General features: G+C 72.5%; 18 protein-coding genes. 10 read left to right on the top strand and 8 right to left on the bottom strand.

The window, feature by feature from the left end; genetic code table 11:
- The first annotated feature begins 124 nt into the window (after positions 1-124).
- From ABZT17_RS15480 to ABZT17_RS15470, 3 genes are all read left to right on the top strand, one after another.
- Positions 125-874, top strand: a complete 750-nt coding sequence (locus ABZT17_RS15480; protein WP_356348650.1) for an ATP-binding protein — start codon at positions 125-127, stop codon at positions 872-874.
- 23 nt (positions 875-897) lie between these two features.
- Complete coding sequence (locus tag ABZT17_RS15475; protein ID WP_356348824.1) at positions 898-1305, top strand: hypothetical protein; 408 nt, start codon at positions 898-900, stop codon at positions 1303-1305.
- Positions 1306-1966: 661 nt separating this feature from the next.
- On the top strand, positions 1967-3829 hold the full coding sequence (locus ABZT17_RS15470; protein ID WP_356348648.1) for an ABC transporter ATP-binding protein: 1863 nt from the start codon (positions 1967-1969) through the stop codon (positions 3827-3829).
- 7 nt (positions 3830-3836) lie between these two features.
- Here the strand turns inward: ABZT17_RS15470 and ABZT17_RS15465 are convergent, their stop codons facing one another.
- On the bottom strand, positions 3837-4022 hold the full coding sequence (locus ABZT17_RS15465) for a hypothetical protein (protein ID WP_356348646.1): 186 nt from the start codon (positions 4020-4022) through the stop codon (positions 3837-3839).
- Positions 4023-4203: 181 nt separating this feature from the next.
- Positions 4204-5385: a cytochrome P450 gene (locus ABZT17_RS15460; RefSeq protein WP_356348822.1), complete on the bottom strand. Its 1182-nt coding sequence runs from the start codon at positions 5383-5385 to the stop codon at positions 4204-4206.
- 487 nt (positions 5386-5872) lie between these two features.
- On the opposite strand from ABZT17_RS15460, the gene ABZT17_RS15455 reads away from it, so the two are divergent.
- Positions 5873-6829, top strand: a complete 957-nt coding sequence (locus tag ABZT17_RS15455) for an endonuclease/exonuclease/phosphatase family protein (RefSeq protein ID WP_356348644.1) — start codon at positions 5873-5875, stop codon at positions 6827-6829.
- 230 nt (positions 6830-7059) lie between these two features.
- Here ABZT17_RS15455 and ABZT17_RS15450 read toward each other — a convergent pair whose 3' ends face one another.
- Entirely contained in the window at positions 7060-8031 is a 972-nt protein-coding gene (locus ABZT17_RS15450; RefSeq protein WP_356348641.1) for a hypothetical protein, read from the bottom strand.
- Between the two features lie 139 nt (positions 8032-8170).
- Entirely contained in the window at positions 8171-10177 is a 2007-nt protein-coding gene (locus tag ABZT17_RS15445; RefSeq protein ID WP_356348639.1) for an FUSC family protein, read from the bottom strand.
- 264 nt (positions 10178-10441) lie between these two features.
- Here ABZT17_RS15445 and ABZT17_RS15440 point away from each other — a divergent pair, with 264 nt between their 5' ends.
- The 3 genes from ABZT17_RS15440 to ABZT17_RS15430 all read left to right on the top strand — a co-directional run bounded on the left by ABZT17_RS15440 (position 10442) and on the right by ABZT17_RS15430 (position 11775).
- Positions 10442-10804, top strand: a complete 363-nt coding sequence (locus tag ABZT17_RS15440; protein ID WP_356348637.1) for a hypothetical protein — start codon at positions 10442-10444, stop codon at positions 10802-10804.
- Positions 10805-10879: 75 nt separating this feature from the next.
- The gene (locus ABZT17_RS15435; protein ID WP_356348635.1) at positions 10880-11293 is read left to right on the top strand and encodes a RidA family protein; all 414 of its coding nucleotides are present in this window, start codon (positions 10880-10882) and stop codon (positions 11291-11293) included.
- Entirely contained in the window at positions 11290-11775 is a 486-nt protein-coding gene (locus tag ABZT17_RS15430; protein WP_356348632.1) for a GNAT family N-acetyltransferase, read from the top strand. The genes ABZT17_RS15435 and ABZT17_RS15430 overlap by 4 nt, the downstream gene beginning before the upstream one ends.
- Before the next feature lie 66 nt (positions 11776-11841).
- On the opposite strand, the gene ABZT17_RS15425 is transcribed toward ABZT17_RS15430, so the two are convergent.
- The 3 genes from ABZT17_RS15425 to ABZT17_RS15415 form a co-directional block, all read right to left on the bottom strand.
- Positions 11842-12834, bottom strand: coding sequence for an MBL fold metallo-hydrolase (locus tag ABZT17_RS15425; RefSeq protein ID WP_356348630.1), 993 nt, complete (start codon positions 12832-12834; stop codon positions 11842-11844).
- 96 nt (positions 12835-12930) lie between these two features.
- A complete protein-coding gene (locus tag ABZT17_RS15420) occupies positions 12931-13677 on the bottom strand; it encodes an aspartate/glutamate racemase family protein (protein ID WP_356348627.1) in 747 nt (248 codons plus the stop codon).
- Between the two features lie 5 nt (positions 13678-13682).
- Positions 13683-15143: an NCS1 family nucleobase:cation symporter-1 gene (locus ABZT17_RS15415; RefSeq protein ID WP_356348625.1), complete on the bottom strand. Its 1461-nt coding sequence runs from the start codon at positions 15141-15143 to the stop codon at positions 13683-13685.
- Positions 15144-15306: 163 nt separating this feature from the next.
- Here ABZT17_RS15415 and ABZT17_RS15410 point away from each other — a divergent pair, with 163 nt between their 5' ends.
- Positions 15307-15969 carry a GntR family transcriptional regulator gene (locus tag ABZT17_RS15410; RefSeq protein ID WP_356348623.1) on the top strand — a complete coding sequence of 221 codons (663 nt, stop codon included), beginning with the start codon at positions 15307-15309 and terminating at the stop codon, positions 15967-15969.
- A gap of 79 nt (positions 15970-16048) precedes the next feature.
- Here the strand turns inward: ABZT17_RS15410 and ABZT17_RS15405 are convergent, their stop codons facing one another.
- Complete coding sequence (locus tag ABZT17_RS15405) at positions 16049-16741, bottom strand: uracil-DNA glycosylase (RefSeq protein ID WP_356348621.1); 693 nt, start codon at positions 16739-16741, stop codon at positions 16049-16051.
- A gap of 75 nt (positions 16742-16816) precedes the next feature.
- Between ABZT17_RS15405 and ABZT17_RS15400 the strand changes: the two genes are divergently transcribed.
- Positions 16817-17056, top strand: a complete 240-nt coding sequence (locus ABZT17_RS15400) for a hypothetical protein (protein WP_356348619.1) — start codon at positions 16817-16819, stop codon at positions 17054-17056.
- Positions 17057-17107: 51 nt separating this feature from the next.
- A complete protein-coding gene (locus ABZT17_RS15395; protein WP_356348616.1) occupies positions 17108-17626 on the top strand; it encodes an RNA-binding S4 domain-containing protein in 519 nt (172 codons plus the stop codon).
- The last annotated feature ends 82 nt before the right edge of the window (positions 17627-17708 follow it).

The following is a 17708-nucleotide window of genomic DNA, read 5'->3' as shown; positions in this document are numbered from 1 at the left end:
GCTGATCTCAACTGGCGCCGCTCGACGTGCTGTTGCGAGCAGTGTGCCATGGCCATCCACTTCGTCACACCGCACTCTGCAATTTTCAGAGTGACACTTGCCAAGTGTTCACGCCGGGGCGATAGTGGCAAGCGTGATTCCGTCCGCGCCCTTAGGAACAGACGCCGCCGGAGGCCGCCACCACGGCCACGGTGCCGCCGCGGGAGCAGGCCCCGTCGGGGCCGCTGCCGAGCGCCGGTTCCGGTTCGAGCTGGCCGCACATCCGGGCTCTCCCGCGCAGGCCAGACGCCTGACGCGAGCCCGGTTGAACGGCTGGTCGGTGTGCGAGGACATCTGCGACACGGCGGTTCTCGTGGTCACCGAGCTGGTCACCAACGCCCTCGTGCACACCGCGAGCAGCCTCATCGTCTGCGAGCTGCACGACGGCGCGGACCTGGTGCGGATAGCCGTGCGTGACGAGGGATGTGCGCCGGGTGCGCCCCACCCGTCGCGGGCCCGGCCCGAGGAGGAGCACGGGAGGGGGTTGCTTCTCATCGACGCGCTCTGTCACGCGTGGGGCGCTCATGAACACGGCCCCGGACTGCTGGTCTGGGCGGAGCTGCCACGTCAGGCGGACGAGCCCCGGCACGTCTGCGGACCTTGCACGGTCGGGCTCCCGGCACCGTCGGCGGCGGCGCCCGCGAAGGTGGACACGCCGCCCAATGTGCTGGGCTGGGGGCCCCGAAACGACCTGGGGTGGGGAGCCCGTCCCAAGCCGGGACCGGCCGACGGCCCGGAGGACGGCGACGAGGCGGACGGACAGCACGGGACGCGAGGCGCGGGGGCCGTGGGGGTCTCGCCCGCCGAGCCGACCCGGGACGGGGGGCGGGGGTGAGAGCCGCGTCCGGCGGCCAGGTCATGCACCTGGACACGTTGGTCCGCCTCAAGCGCGGGCTGCACGGCGCGGGCAGGCCCCGGAGGCTGGCCGTGCCCGACGGGATGACGGCCCCGCTGGGGATCGACGCGGTGGCGGTACCCGCCCGCTTCGGCCCGCTGGTCATGCCCAGGCTGCCACGTGTGGGGTGCGTCTACGCCGATGAGGCGCACTGGTGGTGGCTCGTCCCGTCCGACTCCGACTACGCCCTCGAGTGGCCGGCCCCCGCCCAGTACGCCGCCGGGGCGATTGTTCCGGACGCCCCGGCGGTCCCCGGCCTGATCCACAAGCCGGACGGCACCCTTCCGTACACCCCGCCGATCCCGCTCTACCTGGCCCTGTGCCGGGTGACGGGCACGACACCGACGTGGTCGCGACCTGTCATCGCATAGCCGTACGGCCATGATGGTTGCGTAAACATCGGGGGTACCGGACGGGTGCCGCCCGGCTCCACCCAAGGGCGTGCATCCGGCGCCACCCGCGGGCGTGCATCCGGCGCCGAGGCTCCGGCTTTCCGCCCTCGGCGACCGCCCCTTCCAAGGCGTACGCCCGCGCGCTCGCCCCACTTCCCGCCTGCGCCCTGCCTGCCGCGGCCGGGTCCCGCGATAGTGGCTCTCCATGGCGAGGAGGACCCGGGGGTCAGGGGTGGGGATATCGCGGGGCCGGCGCGCCCGGGGAAAGCCGCAGGCCTCCGGCGGCCGGGAGAACACACGGAACTCGGCCTCGGACTCGGCCTCGGACCGGCGGGAAGCAGCGCGGGACGCGGGTGAGCCGGAGGAGACCGGAAGCCCGGCCCCGCGGAAAACGGCGGGGGGCGTGGACCACCTGGAAGAGCCGCGGAACCCGGACCCGCGCAGGGCACCGCGCGACTCGGAAGAACCCGAAGAAATCCCGATCCCGGGCCCGGGCCCCGGCCCCTCCACCGGCCCGCGGGAGACACGGAGCTCGGGCCGGCGGGGGCTGGGATGGCTGAAGAGGCGGGGACGGCGGGGTGAGCGGGTCGGGGTGTCCGAGTCGGAGGAGCTGCTGTTCGGGGGGCCGTTACGTTATGACATGGGGTGGAATCAGCACACCGACGCGTTTCTGGAGCTGAGCTTCCGGGCCATGGTGACGCGGCTGCCGGCCCTGCTGGGGGCGAGCTGCCGGCTGGCCTGGCAGGCGGACCGGCGGGCGGCTCGGGTCGTGCTGGCGGCCGAGGTGGGCCGGGGCGCGGCGCAGGCGGTGAGTCTGCTCGCCATGAACAGCGTGCTGGGCCGGCTGATCGGCGGCGGCGCGATCGGCGACCGGCTGCGCGGCGCCGTACCGGTGCTGGCCGTGCTGGCCGTCGTAGCGCTGGTCGGGGCTCTGCTGCGGGCCGCGTCGACGTATGCGACCGGACGCCTGGAGCCCAAGGTGGAGCGGGTGGCCACCGAGCTGTATCTGGAGCGGGCGGCGGCCGTGGAACTGGCCGCGATCGAGGACCACGCCTTCCACAAGCTGCTGGACACCGCCCAGTACGGCGCCGGATCGGCGCGGCGGATGATCTCGTACGCCACCCGGGTGGTGAGCGCGCTGATCTCCCTGGTCGCGGCGGCGAGCGTGCTGACCGTGCTGCATCCGGTGCTGCTCCCGCTGCTGGCGACGATGACCCTCCCGACCGCGTGGGGCGCGCTGACGAACGCGCGACGGCACTACGAGTCGTGGCACACCTGGGTGCAGCACGTACGCGCCAGCCACCTCCTCAGCAGTCTGCTCACCGAACCGGACGCGGCGCCCGAGATCCGGGTGCACGGCGTCGGCCCCTTCCTGCTGCGGCACTACCACGCGATGGCGGAGACCGCCGAGACCGAGCAGGCGCGGCTGGCCCGGCTGGCGGCGCGCACCGTGGTGATCGCGTCGGCGTGGACGGGGATCGCGACCGCGGCGACGTACGCGACGCTCGCCGGACTGCTGCTCACCGGCGCGATGGCCCTGTCGGTGGCGGGTACGGCCGTCATCGCGATCCGCACGGGCTCGTCGAGCCTGGACAACCTGGTCGTGGCGGTGAACTCGCTGCACGAGGACGCCCTGTTCGTGGGCGATCTGCAACGGCTGTACGTGGAGGCGGCCGAACGGGCCATCCCGGTCGGCGGCGAGGCGCTCCCCGAGGAGCCGAGGGAGATCCGCTTCGAGCACGTCTCCTTCAGCTATCCGGGTGAGTCGACCCGCCCCGCCCTCGACGACGTCTCCCTGACCGTCCCCCTCGGGCGGATCGTGGCGCTGGTGGGCGAGAACGGCTCCGGGAAGACGACCCTGGTCAAACTGCTGGCGGGCCTGTACACGCCGGACAGCGGCCGCATCCTGTGGGACGACGTGGACACGGCCACCGCCGACCGGTACCAACTCGCGGAGCGGGTCGCGATGGTGGCGCAGGACTTCAAGCGCTGGCCGTTCACGGCCCGGGTCAATGTGGCGATCGGCCGCTCCTCCGCGCCGCTGACCGAGGAGCGGATGGTCGGCTCACTGGCCGAGGCCGGCGCCGAGGACGTGGTGGCGGATCTGCCGCGCGGCCTGGACACCCTGCTGGCCCGCCAGTTCAGCGGTGGACACGAGCTGTCCGGTGGCCAGTGGCAGCGGCTCGGCATCGCGCGGGCGGCCTATCGGCGCGGCCGCATCCTGGTGGTGGACGAGCCGACGGCTGCGCTGGACGCACGGGCCGAGCTGGAGGTCTTCGAGAAGATCCGCGCCCTGGCCTCGACCGGTCAGACGGTGATCCTCATCACCCACCGGCTGGCGTCGGTGCGCCACGCGGACCTCGTCCACGTCCTCGACCAGGGCCGGCTGGCGGAGACCGGTACCCCGGACGAGCTGCTGGCCAGCGGTGGTATCTACGCGGAGCTGTACTCGCTCCAGGCGGAACAGTTCACGGCGCCGGTGCCCGCCCCGAAGGCGGGCTGACGTCACCTCAAGCGACCGCGTCCGCGGCCGTGTCGCCGCGTACGATGACGAGGAACGTGTCCGTCGCGAGGTCCATGACGACCTCGGCGGGCAGTCCTTCCTGCCGTCGCGCGTGCGCGAACTCCTCCGCCGGCCACGACCCTCGCGGCCCACCTGCGGGAAAGCGTTCGAGCACGGTTCGCCCGTTCACCATCTCGCACCTCCAGAAAGCGTTGTGCTTGTAGGAGTTAACGCCCTCGGGAGCCGGAAAGCCTCGCTCAGTTGCGGGACTGAGACGTAGTTGACACTCGTTCACTGCGGAGTGTGAGGTTCTCGTAACCGTACGATCATTTCCTTTACGGAATGTGTCAGTCCGCGCACTGGGCGTACAGCTCTCAGCCCTTCTGCCCGTACGTCACCGGGAGCGCGAGCAGGCCGCGGGCACGCAGGGAGTGGCGCCACCGCAGGTCCTCGTCCGCGAGCGAGAGGGCCGGGAACCGCTCCAGCAGGGCCGTTACGGCGACCTCGGTCTCGGCGCGGGCGAGGGGCGCGCCGAGGCAGTAGTGGATGCCGTGGCCGAGGGTGAGATGGCCGGAGGCGTCGCGGCCGAGGTCGAGGCGGTCGGGGTCGGCGAAGCGGGAGGGGTCGCGGTTGGCGGCGGCCAGGGAGACCCAGACGGTCTCGCCGGCGGGGATGGTCACGCCGCTGAGGGTGACGTCCTCGACCGGGAAGCGCCGGAGGGCGAACAGGGCGGGGCTCTCGTAGCGGGCGAACTCCTCCACGGCGGTCGGGAGGCGCGAGGGGTCGCGGCGCAGGGCGGCGAGCTGGTCCGGGTGCTGGAGCAGGGCGAGCACCGCGTTGCCGATGAGCTGGACCGAGTTCTCGTAGCCGGCGAAGAGGATGAGGAAGGTCATCGACATCAGCTCGTCCTCGCTGAGCCGGTCGCCCTCCTCACGCACGGCGATCATGTCGGAGAGCAGGTCGTCGGCGGGGCTCCTGCGCTTGTCCGCGAGCAGCCGGGTGAAGTAGCCGAACATGGCCACCACCGCGTCCCTGGCCGCCTCGGGCCCGGCCGCCGGATCCGGTGCGATGAGGGTGTCGGTCCAGATCCGGAAGTCCAGCCGGTGCTCCTCCGGAATGCCGAGCAGGTCGCAGATGACGGTGATGGGCAGCGGCGCGGCATAGGAGGCGACCAGGTCGGTGGTGCCGCTGGGGCCGAGAGCGTCGAGCAGGCCGTCGGCGGTACGGCGGATCGGCGCGCGCAGTTGCTGGATCCGGCGCGGGGTGAAGGCGCGGCCGACCAGGCGCCGGATGCGGGTGTGGTCCGGCGGGTCCATGTTGAGCAGGTTGGCCTCCAGCGCGGCCGGCAGCTGGAAGCCCTTGTAGGTGCCGGCGGTGGCGTGCCGCTTGTCCAGCGACAGCCGGGGGTCGGCGAGCGCGGCCCGCACGTCGTCGTACCGCGTGACGAGCCAGGCGGGTGTGCCGTCGGGGCCGGTGATGCGGTGCACCGGCGCGCTGTCGCGCAGGCGCCGGTAGACGTCGTAGGGGTGCTCGAGGAGGCCGTCGGCGGGATCCATGAGGGCCACCCTAGGAGATCCTTGGGCGAGTTGGCGTTCCGGCTGCGCGCGTGGGTGCGGCGCCCGGACCGACAGGCCGTGCTCATGGGCGAGTTGGGCGGCGGCCGCGCCCCGGTGCCGTGGCGCGTCGTTGAACCAGGCGTCGGTGGGCGGGTTTTCGGCGATCCGGCCGCGGGTGTCGAGGCGCTCCGCCGTGGCCGCGCCCGCCACCGCGGACGCCGTCGTGAGGGACTCGACGAGGCCGTGCCGTACGAGACCGCCGCGTCCTCCTCGAACCCGATCCGTTCTTGATCGTCGTGCACGAGGACGGTTCATCCGGTGATGATGAGATTGGCGGGGGCCTCGGTCATCCCGCCAACGTATGCCGCGGTCGTCGGCTCGGGTGAGCCGGACCGCGCATCCTGTCATCGCTGTATCGCGGAAATGGCCGGACGAGGACGCTGGGCTTCACCCACGCTCGTCCGACGGCTCTGGAAAGGGGCCTGTCATGATCCTCGGCACGTGGAATCTGGAGAACCTGTTCCGGCCCGGCGACCCCGGCGGGCCCCCCGACGAGGCGACGTACCGGACCAAGCTCGCCTCTCTCGCGGCCGTCGTCACGGAGCTCGATCCGGCGCTGCTCGGCGTGCAGGAGGTCGGGAATCCGGACGCCCTGCAGGACCTGGTGGACCTGGTCGGCGGCGACTGGCACATCGCGCTCTCGAAACACGAGGACGGCCGGCACATCAGGGTCGGCGTCATCAGCCGTACGCCCCTTCAGGTGCTCGCCGACACCAACACGTTCCCGCCGAAGCTGCGGCCCGTGCAGGTGAACGACACGGGCACGGAGATCTCGGCCGCGGGGCGGGGTTTCCTGGCCGTCGAGACGACGACGGACGCCGGTCCGCTGCGGGTGGCGGTGGCCCATCTGAAGTCCAAGCTGCTGGAGTATCCACCGGGAAATCGTTTCTTCCCCGAGGACGAGGGCGAACGCGCCCGCTACGGCGCCTATGCCCTCTACCGCCGCGCCGCCGAGGCCGCGAGCCTGCGGGCCCTCGCCGACGAGCTGCTGGCCGGGGACGGCCGGGCGCGGGATGTCGCCGTGGTCGGTGACATGAACGACGAGGTGCAGGCCGCCACCACCCAGATCCTGCTCGGCCCTCCCGGCTCCGAGATCGGCACACCGGGTTACGACCGCCCCGACGGGGGCGACGCCGAGCGGCTGTGGGACGTGGCTCCGCTGATACCGCCCGAGCAGCGGTACTCCCGCATCAACTCGGGTCGGCGCGAGCTCATCGACCACATCCTGGTGAGCCACCGTCTGGTCCACCGGCTGACCGCGGCCGGAACGGGAGCGCCCGGCACCGGCACCCCGCACCTGCCCTCGGTCGGCCCGGACCCGAAGGACCGCCACGGCAAGCCGGGCTCGGACCACGCCCCGGTGTGGGTACGGGTCGGCCCGTAAAGACACCGCAGACCTTGTGGTGGGACCTGCCCCGGCCCCACCACAAGGCCCACGGCCGACCTCACCGCAAGGCGCGCGGCCAGGCCACGACGGACTCACCGCCAGGCCCGCGCCCAGAATCCAGCCGGACCGCCGCCACACGCCCGACCCCACCACCAAGCCCCGCCGCCCGACTCACCGTCAGGCCCCCCGCCAGACCCGCCCCCAAGTCCGCACCGTTGGGGGTGGGGTCAGTCGCTGAAGCGGTGGTGGAGGCGGGCGAGGAGGAGGTTCGGGTCCTTCAGGGTGAAGTACGCGGCGCTGGGCACGTAGACGGTCCGGTCGCGTACGGCGACGGAGGTCGGGTTGGAGAGCCCGGCGGCCGCGGTGAGCACGACGGTGTGGCTGCCGTCCGGCCGCACCAGGGCGACCTCGCTGCTGCTGTTCAGGGCGGCGAGGACGGTGTCGCCGTGGCGTCCCACGAAGCCGAAGTCGTCGATCCCGCCGAGCCCGGTCGCCCGCGTCTCGATCGGGCCGGCGGAGCCGTCCTGGCGTACGGGGATGCGCAGCAGCGTTCCCTGGTCGGTGTTGGAGACCCAGACGTCGCCGTGGTGCACCTTGATGCCGTTGACGCCGAACCCGCTGCCGGAGGGCACCGGGTCGAGAGCCGTTCCGCTCGCCCAGGCGACCGGCGTCCCGCCCTCCTGCGGGATCCGCCAGACGGTGCCGCGCACGGAGTCGGCGGTGTAGAGCACACCGTGGCGCTCGTCGAGCGCGAGGCCGTTGGGCAGCCCGTCGGCGGGCAGCTTCGCGATCTGGCGGGGCCGGTCACCGGGTGCGACACGCCAGATGCCGGTCTTGCTCGTGCCGGTGGCGTAGGCGACGTAGAGCGTGCCGTCGTGGGCGCGGGCGATGCCGAGGACGATGGCGGCGTGCACGAGGGGGGTGTTCGGGTTCGCCTCGGCGGGCAGGGTCGCGAGGATGCGGGTCGGCCCGTGGAGCGGGACGTTGGCGACCTGGCGGGCTTGGGCGAAGGTCAGGTCGGCGGAACCGTCGGGTTCCAGGGCGATGTTCTCCGGTGTCTGCCCGGCGGCCAGGTCGAAGTGGGCGACGATGTGGGGCCGGGACAGGGCGGGCCCGTCGCCGGGTGCGGGGGCCGCGGCGAGCGCGCCGAGGGCGACGGCGGCCGTGGCGAGGTGGGCCAGATGGGGAAGTCTGGGCATGGGCGTCTCCTTGGACGGGGCACAGGACACCGGGTGCGGCGCCAGAGGCAGCCTGCGGCGTGCCGGCCGGCGAGGGTGACCGTCGTGGCCGGGAGTTCGCCCGACCGGCCGACGTCCTGTGGGCCGGTTGTCCCAGGGTTCAGCCCGCGCTGCCTCGAAGCCTCGACTGCCCGTGCGGAAGTTCCGGCCAGTCTTCCATGAACGGCGCCCGAGGCTCGGGCAGTCGCAGCCCAGTCTGCGCCCGCTCCTCCTCCAGTTCCCCCAGCAACTCGGCGAGCTGCTCGCGATCCCGCGGCAGGATCCGACCCGCGTCATCGAGATGCACCGCGCACGCGGTCGTCGCGTCGACCAGCCGCTCCAGCGTGGAGACGACGTCGTCCGCCCCCTCCGAGTGGCGGGCGAGCGGCGGGAGTTCGGCAGCGGCGAGGGCGATGGCGGTACGGGCCTCGGCAAGTGTCCGGTAGGCCTCACGGCGCAGGGTCCAGCGGGCGGCACGGGAGTCCGGGGCGGCGAGCGAGCGCCGCCCGGGGGCGAGGCCGGAATCCGCGGAGCCGACGCCACCACCGCTCCGGGACTCGCGCAGGACGTGTGCGAGGTAGGCGTGCGCGGCGGCGCCCGCCGCCACCACCCGGGCCCGTACTCCCCCGCCCCGCTGCCCCGGCATCGGGAGATGTCCGACGACGATGACGATGGCGCAGGCCAGCAGCGTCTCGCCGATCCGCCCGGCGGAGGCCTGTGCCTCTCCGCCGACCATCACCAGCGCCAGCACGAGCACGGTCACGACGGCGGTCTGCGCGGCGAAGTGCCGCGTGGCGACGGGTATCAGCGCACCGCTCACGGCCACCAGCGCGATGAGCCCCTCGGGCCGGGGCAGAAAGGCCGCGAACCCGGCGAAGAGCAGCGCGCCGAGGACCGTTCCGGCGGCCCGGCACAACACCCGTGAGACAAGCGGCCCGAGGTCGGGTTTGACGAGGAAGACGGCGGTGGCGGGCAGCCAGTACCAGTGCTCGTGCTGCCCGTACCAACGGGCGTGGTGCAGGGCCTGTGCCACGCCCGCGCTGGCCCCGAAGCACAGGGCGACCCGCAGCCCGTACTCCCGCCCGCCGGCCCCGAAGGCCCGGTGCAGCAGACTCCGTACGGTCGTCCTACGGGTGTGCAGATCACCGCCCTTGCCCCGGTCGAAGGCCTCGGCGGCCCGCAACAGGGCGTCGTCGAGCGCCCGTAGCGCGGGGCCCGAGCGACGCGGCGCGGGCAACGGCCCGGTGGGCGTGTTCTCCCGTACGGCGGTGGCGAGCCGCCGAGGCCCCTCCGACGCCCGCCCGCCGACGGCCTCCCCGATCCACGCCAGCGCGGTGGCCGCCTCGGCGAGCGGCAGCGCGGCGGCGTACTGCGCGTGCAGCCGCCGCTCGGCGGACGAGGAGGCGTAGCGCCGCAGTCGGGGCCCGGCGAGGGCGTCCTGCGCGTGATCGAGCGCGGCCGTCAGGGCGGCACGCCGGGAGGTCGCGTCCTCGGACCCGACCGCGTCGAGCAGGTCACCGATGGCGTCGTACACGGCGGCTACGGCGTCCCGCTCCCCGTCGAACCGGAAGTCACCGGCGAGGGCGCCCGGGGTGGGCAGTACGAGCCGCAGCCCGAGCAGCCACCCCGCTCCGGCGAGAAACGCGAGGGCCCGCAACCACCCCTCCTCCGCCAACGGCATCCCGGCCCCGATCGCGGACGCGACGAGCAACTGCGTCCCGGCACCGGAGGCGACGGGCCCGATCGCGCTGATACCTCCGGCGACCAGACCGACACCGGTGAGCACCAGGGTGAGCACCACGGCGTCGAGACGGGCCCCGGCATACGTCCCCACCGACAACCCGGCCGCCCCGGCGAGCGCGGGCACCCCGAGCCGCTTCACGGCCGTCCGCCGGCTCCCCGGCCGGTCGTTGATCCCGGCGAGCATGGCGGCGATGGCGGCCACGACACCGAGAGAGGTGCGGTCGAGCAGGACGGCGGTGAGGAGAAGGGGCCCCGCGGACAGCGCCCCCCGGGTGACGGCGCTCCAGGGCACGGGACCGCGTTGGGCGCGCAGGGCGTGGGCGAGCCAGGGGGGCAGGACGTGGGTGCGGTTCCGGTGGCCGGTGCGGGCGGCGGTGCGGGACACGAGGAGTGGGCTCCTGTCGTCTCGTCGAGGGCGGGGGTGAGCCTTCGGGCGACGGCGGCCGGGCTTCGGGTGTGTCCCCACGGTAGGTCGCGGGCTTGCAGCGTAGAGGGCGGTCGTATTACCGGGGCATGACGACGCATGGATGGACCACGTTCTTTATGAACGCAATCAATGCAGTGACGCGTGTGCCGGGCGTCCGGCCCGGGTGATTGTCAGTGGTGCGCGCTATCAATGGAGTCGTCACTCAGTGTAACGACGGGGGTCATGATGGCGTCTTTCGACAAGGAACAGGGAGAGCGGGAGGGGGAGGCGCGCCGGACGCATGTCTCCGCGGGCCGGCTGCGGGCCCGTGGCTGGCCGGCGGGGCTGGTCCGGCGGTTGCTCGGCGAGCCCGATCTGCTGCTGGGCCTGGGGCCGCACCGCTCAGGGCCACCGCTCCGCCTCTATCGCATCGAGCGCGTCGAAGCCGCCGAGCGAAGTGAGGAGTTCAGAGCCGCGACGGCTGCCGCCGCCCGGCGGATCGGTGCGGTGCGGTCCGCCGTGGTGCGGGCCGCTGTGCGGCGCAGGCGACGGGGAGCCGGGGGAAATGTGGATGCGGAAGCGGGCGGCGGGGCGGACCATCGGTGAGTTGTCCACGTCCGGCCCCCGGTCTCCCGCCGACGGCCGGTCGCATGCCGCCACCAGACCAAGGAGCCGCCCCCCGTGATCCGACGCGTCACCTCTCCCGCCCTCTTCCCACCACCCCGCTACTCCCACGCCTCCGTCGTCGAGGCCGGCACCAAGCTCGCGTTTCTCGCCGGTTCCGTGCCGCTCGACGCCGAGGGGAAGCTGGTGGGTCCCGGGGACCCCGTGCGCCAGGCCGAGCGGGCGCTGCTGAATCTGGAGGAGCAACTGCGCGCCGTAGGCAGCGACTTGGCGCATGTCGTGGCCACCGATGTGTATGTCGTGAGCGGTCACACCGCCGACCTGTCCGCCGTCTGGGACGTCGTCGAGGCGTCCGGGCTCAGTGCCGGACCGCACTCGTCGACACTCATCGGCGTGGCGTGTCTCGGCTACGGCGGGCAGTTGGTGGAGATCACGGCCACCGCGGTCGTTCCGGAGGAGGTGTCCGGATGACCGCCGGGTCCGTCGAAGTCGTGCTGCGGCGGGCGGGTGCGCCGGACGCTCTCGCCGCCGCCGACGTCTGGCTGCGCTCCTTCGCCGCCGCCCTGCCGACCGTCGTCAGCCCGCGCTCCGGTGACGACGTAAGGCAGTACTTCCGGGACGTGGTGGTGCCGTTTCGGGAGACCTGGGTGGCGGATGCCGGGGGCGGGGGCGGGATCGTGGGGGTGATGGTGCTGCGTGACGACGAGCTCTCCCGGCTCCATGAACTCTCCCAGCTCTATCTCGACCCCGACTGGCGGGGCCGCGGGATCGGCGACCGGTTCGTCCGGCTGGCCAAGGAGCGCGGTCCGGAGGGGCTGGACCTGTGGACCTTCCAGGTCAACAAGCCCGCCCACCGGTTCTACGAGCGCCACGGCTTCGTCGCCGTCGAGTACACGGACGGCAGCGGGAACGAGGAGCGGGAGCCGGATGTGCGGTACGTGTGGCGGCCGTAGCCCGGATCGCCGGTGTATCCGGTGGACGGGGCGGCCGTGGCAACCGGTCGTCGCCCGGTGCGTGCCTCAGTCCGTCGTCGCGGAGGTGCCGGTCGTGCTCTCCTCGCGGTGGGTGAACGCCCAGCCCGCCGCCTGCGCGGCGAGACCCACCAGATCCGGGTCCTCCGTGTCGCCCTCCAGGTGTCGGTACTCCACCGCCGTGAGGATCACGATCCGTTCCCGCAGGCCGAGGTGGTCGTAGAACCCGGTGTCCAGGATGTCCGCGGCCGCCTCACCCGCCGGGACACCGGCCGCGTGCCTGCTGTGGATCAGCGCTTCGAGCTGCCGTAGATAGGCGATCTGGTCCCGGACGTCCTCGAAGTCCATCACCGGCCCGTGCCCGGGGACGACGACCTCCGGCTCCAGGGCGAGGATCGTCTCGCAGGCCGCGGTGACACGGGCCAGCGGACCGTTCCAGTGGACGGGGTGGTCGTCGGCGAACAGGACGTCACCGGCGCAGACGACCCGCTGGGCGGGGAAGTGGACGATCAGGTCACCGGCCGAGTGTGCGGGGCCCACCTCGATCAGCTCGGCCTCGATCCCGCCCACGCGGAGGTCGTGGCGGCCGGAGAAGGTGACCGTGGGAGGCACGGCCTCGACGCCCTCGTAGGAGTAGCGGCCGAAGTGTTCGCGGGCGTACCAGCCCAGCGGCTCGTCGGCCGGCGTCCGGGTGGTGAGGAAGTGCATCTGCTGCGGGGACGGCTCGTGGCACAGGTGCTCGGCGCCGGCCTTGGTGGCGATGATCTCGGCGCCGGGGAAGCAGGCGTTGCCGAAGGTGTGGTCGCCGTTGACGTGGGTGTTGACGATCGTCCCGACCCCCGCGGCTCCGGTCGGCAGGACCGGGCGGGCGGCGCTGATCAGGGCCTCGGTCATCGGTCGGTCGTAGGGCGTGTCGACCAGGGCCGCCCGCTCGCCGGAGGTGATCAGCAGACAGTTGGCGAAGCCCCAGGTGCCGGTGTGCTGCGGGGCCCACAGGTGGAGGCCGTCGGCCACCGGGGTGAGTCCGTCGGGAAGGTTCATGCGGATCATTGTGGGTGAGGACCGCGGTCCACTCGGCGGGCGCCCCCACAACTTCCCCGGTTCCGCCACAGGTCGGCCCCGGCGCCCGGGTCCTTCTCAGCCGTCCGCTCCAGGCTCCACCACCGCTCCCGCGCCCGCTCCCCAGATCCTCCGCTTCGGCACCGGCCGCGCGTACGCCCCGACCCTGCTGGTCCCGAGCCCCAGGCCCACCAGCCCCTCCGCCAGCTTCACCGCGGCTCCCACTCCGTCCACCACCGGCATCCCCAGCTTCTCCCCCACCACCCGTTGCAGCCCCGTCATCCCGGCGCACCCGAGCACCAGTACCTCGGCCCCGGCCTCCCGCGCCCGCTCGGCCGCCGACAGGAAGGCCGCTTCCGTGCGGTCCGGGTCGCCCAGATCCAGGACTCCGAGCCCCGTGCCGACGACCGCGGCGCAGTTGCGGCCGACCCCGGCCAGCTCCAGGCTGTCCTCGATCTGGCCGCACGACCGTTCCAGGGTGGTGACGACGCCGTACCGCCGCCCGAGCAGACAGGCGAGATGGGCGGCGGCCTCCGTGATGTCGACCACCGGGACGTCCACCAACTCCCGTACGCCTTCCCGCCCGTGTTCTCCGAAGCCGGCCATGACCACGGCGTCGTAGGCCGGGCCGTCGTACGTCCGCAGCAGGTCGATGACGGCGGCGGCGGAAAGGTAGCTGTCGAGCCAGCCCTCCGCCGACTCCGGTCCCCAGGCGGGGGTGAGGCCGAGCACGGTGGTGCCCGGGCCTGCGGCGGCCCGGGCACCTCGTACGATCTCCTCGGTCATCTCCTGCGTGGTGTTGCAGTTGGTGACGACGATCCGCACGTCCGTCAGACCTCCACCGGAGCGGGAGCGCTGCGCTCGGAGCGGCAGATCACCAGATAGAGGCCGGCCGCCAGCGCCGTGCCGATGAACCAGGAGTACGGGGCCACGTCGCTGAAGGTCTTCACCAGCGCCAGCACCGCCGCGACCGCCGCCGAGGGCAGGAACGCCGCCAGGGCCTTGGGGTTGACGCCCTTGCGGTAGTAGTAGCGGGAGCCCGGGCGGGCGTCGAAGAGCTCGTCCACGTTGACCCGACCGCGCTTGATCAGGTGGTAGTCGACCATGATCACACCGAACAGCGGGCCCAGGAAGGCGCCGAGGCCGCCGAGGAAGTAGTTGACGACCGTGGGGTTGGAGAAGAGGTTCCAGGGGGTGACGAGCAGCGCGGCGACCGTGCTGATCATGCCGCCGACCCTGAAGGTGATCTTCTGCGGCCAGACGTTCGCCAGGTCGTACGCAGGTGAGACGAAGTTGGCGACGATGTTGACGCCCATGGTGGCGACGGCGAAGGTGAACGCCGCGACGACCAGGACCCAGGTGTTGCCGATCTTCGCGACGAGTTCCGCCGGGTCGGTGATCGCCGTACCGAACACCTCCAGCGAGCCCGCCGTCACGATCACCGAAACCACCACGAACGCCGTGGAGTTGATGGGCAGGCCCCAGAAGTTGCCGCGGCGGACCGTCCGGTAGTCCGGCGCGAAGCGGGAGAAGTCGCAGAAGTTCAGCATCAGCGTGCCGTACGTGGCCAGGATCAGGCCGATCGCGCCGAACCACTGCCGCCACTGCTCGCCGACGGAGACCGGGTGCGGGGTGGAGGTGAGCGAGATGCTCCAGTCGGCCTTCCACAGGACCCAGACGGCGAGCGCGATCATCACGAGCCAGATCGCGGGGCCGCAGAAGTCCTGGAACTTGCGTACCGATTCCATGCCCTGGCTGATGATCACGGCCTGGATCAGCCACAGCGAGACGAAGGAGACCCAGCCGAGGGCGTCGAGCCCCAGGAAGGAGTGGGTGGTCCAGGACTTCAGCCCCGGCCAGGCGGCCAGCAGCATCACGTTCACCGCGACCGAGGCGAGGTAGGTCTGGATGCCGTACCACATGATGGCGATCACGGCCCGGATCAGGGCCGGGATGTTGGCGCCCCAGACGCCGAAGCTGATGCGGCTGACGACCGGGAAGGGCACGCCGTGGCGCTGGCCGATCCTGCCCATCCAGTTCATGCCGATGTAGATCAGCACGAAGCCGACGAGGAGCGAGGTGAAGACCTGCCACACGTTCATGCCGAGGACCAGCAGGCCGGCGGCGAAGGTGTAGTTGCCGAGGTTGTGGACGTCGGACATCCACATGGCGAAGAGGTCGAAGACCTTCCAGTTCCGCTTCTCGGCGGGTGCCAGGTCTTCGTTGGTGAGGCGGGGGTCGGGGACGAACGCTGGGGCGCCGGTGGCTTCGGCGCGATCGGCGAGGGACACAGTGCCTCCAGGGCGACGGGACGGAGGAGGAGGACTACGGGCCGGAGTGCGAATGCGTTTGGTATACCAAACTGCGGTCATGGTCCCCCCGTCAACCGTTCCGACCGATGTCGTTGCCGTTAACGCTCCGTAAAACACTCCCGGGGTCGGCGAAGATGGGCTCATGAGTTCCCCGACGAAGATCGAACCCCTCGGCGCGGTCCGCGAGCGCGTCCTGGCGACCCTCCGGCAGGACATCATCGCCGGTCGGCTGCTGCCGGGCGACCGGCTGGTGGAGCGCGAGCTGGCCGAGCGGTTCGGGGTCTCCCGGGTACCGGTCAGGGAGGCGATCCGGGCGCTGGTCGCGGAGGGCTTCGTCCTCTTCGAGTCCGCGCGCCGCACGGTCGTACGACGACTGACGCCGACCGACGTCAAGGAGCTCTTCGAGCTGCGGGAGGCGCTGGAGGTCTACGCGGCCGGGCTGGCCGCGTCCCGGGCGACCCCCGAGGCCCTGGCCGAGCTGCGCGAGCTGCTGGAGACCGCGGCAGCCGCCACCCGGGCCGGGGACGGCGAGACGATCACCGACGTCAACACCCGCTTCCACGACAGCATCCTCGCCCTGGCCGGCAACAGCCTGCTGATCTCCGTCATGGAACCGGTCGACGGCCGGCTGCGCTGGCTCACCCGGCAGAACGAGGAGTGGCCCCAACTCCTCACCGAGCACCGCGAGTTGTACGAGGCCATCGCCTCCGGCGACCCGGACCGCGCCCGCGCCCACGCGCTGAACCACGTCCAGGCCAACTACCGTTCCACCGTGCGGCATCTGTTCGGTGACGCCGGGATGTGACGACGAGACCGTCCTGTTCGAGGAGTCGACGCTCCATCGGTGCGCCCGGTCGCGGCGGCCCGGATCGTCCGACGGCCGCTCATCTCGCGGGCAGGCCCGCCGTCTTCGCCGCCGTGCGCAGCACGTCGCGCAGCATCTCGGGAGTGAGTTTGCCGGTGAAGGTGTTGCGCTGGCTCACATGGAAGCAGCCGAAGAGGTCGAGGCCGTCGAGCGGTACGCGCGTGCCGTGGCCGAAGACGGGCCGGGGCCGGGGCACCGCCCAGCCCGCCTCGGCGAACGCGGGCAGCGCGGCCTGCCAGCCGAAGGCGCCGAGCACGACCACCGCACGCAGGGTGGGCCGCAGCAGCTTCAGCTCCTGCACCAGCCAGGGCCGGCAGGTGTCCCGCTCCCCCGGTGTGGGCTTGTTCTCGGGCGGTGCGCAGTGCACCGGCGACGTGACGCGGACGCCGCGCAGTTCCAGGCCGTCGTCGGCGCTGACGGAAGTGGGCTGCGAGGCGAGTCCGACGTCGTACATGGCTCGGTACAGCACGTCCCCGGAGCGGTCCCCGGTGAACATACGGCCGGTGCGGTTGCCGCCGTGCGCGGCCGGGGCAAGCCCGATGACCAGCAGCGAGGCATCCGGCGGCCCGAAGCCCGGCACGGGCCGCGCCCAGTACGTCCAGTCCCGGAAGGCCGCCCGTTTCTCCCTGCCGACCTCCTCACGCCACTGCACGAGCCGAGGGCACGCCCGGCATCCGGTGACACGGGCGTCGAGCCCGGCGAGGCTGTCCATGCGTCCACCGTAGGGCCGGGGAACTCCTCGCGGCAGCGAACTGCCGACGCTCCCGTTCCGGCGCATGCTGGGGGTATGGATACGCAGGCCACGGTGGTCGTGCTCCCGCCGGACGCGGACGGCGGACGGGCGGTGACGATCAATGGCGAGCGCACGGGTACCGCGTACAGCCTCTTCGACGTGCTCGATTTCGTGCACCAGGCGGGCCTCCCCGCCGAGGACCACGCCGTCGACGACCCCGAGCTGATCGAGTGGCGCGGCGGCGGACCGTACGAGTGGAACGGCGGACCGGACCAGCCGGACGGCGCACCGTAGCGTTCGAAATCCGCGCGAAGCACCCGCCCCGAGAGGGCTAAGGTCGAGGACATGGTTTCCGAGGCTGACGAGGACGAGGACGAGAACGGGCGGGGCTCCGGCGCGCCACAGGCCGTGGACCCCGCGGTCGCCGCCGCGGTCGCCGCCGCCGAGGCGGCCGGCCCGGCGAACGGCGAACCCGTGCGCGTCGACAGCTGGATCTGGGCCGTGCGCCTGATCAAGACGCGCTCGCTCGGCTCCACCGCCTGCAAGGGCGGGCATGTGCGGGTGAACGGCCAGAACGTGAAGCCCTCCCACACCGTCCGGGTGGGCGACGAGGTGCGCCTTCGGCACGAGGGCCGGGAGCGGATCGTGATCGTCAAGCGTCTGATCCGCAAGCGCGTCGGCGCCCCGGTGGCGGCCCAGTGCTACGTCGACAACTCGCCGCCCCCGCCCCCGCGCGAGGCCGTCGCCCCGATCGGCATCCGCGACCGCGGCGCCGGCCGGCCGACCAAGCGCGACCGGCGCGAGTTGGAGCGGCTGAGGGCTCTCGCGGAGGGCAGCGGCAAGCCGCGACCGAGCGGACGCTGACCACAGCCGCCACGGCGGCCGATGACATATGCACGGGGCATACGGAGGTGGCGTCCGGTCCGGCACGCACCTTGCAAAGAAC

The organism is Streptomyces sp. NPDC005648 (genome assembly GCF_040605395.1).
Taxonomy (GTDB): Bacteria; Actinomycetota; Actinomycetes; order Streptomycetales; family Streptomycetaceae; genus Streptomyces.
The sequence above is the reverse complement of the archived record's forward strand: the minus strand, read 5'-3'. Positions and strand labels throughout refer to the sequence as shown.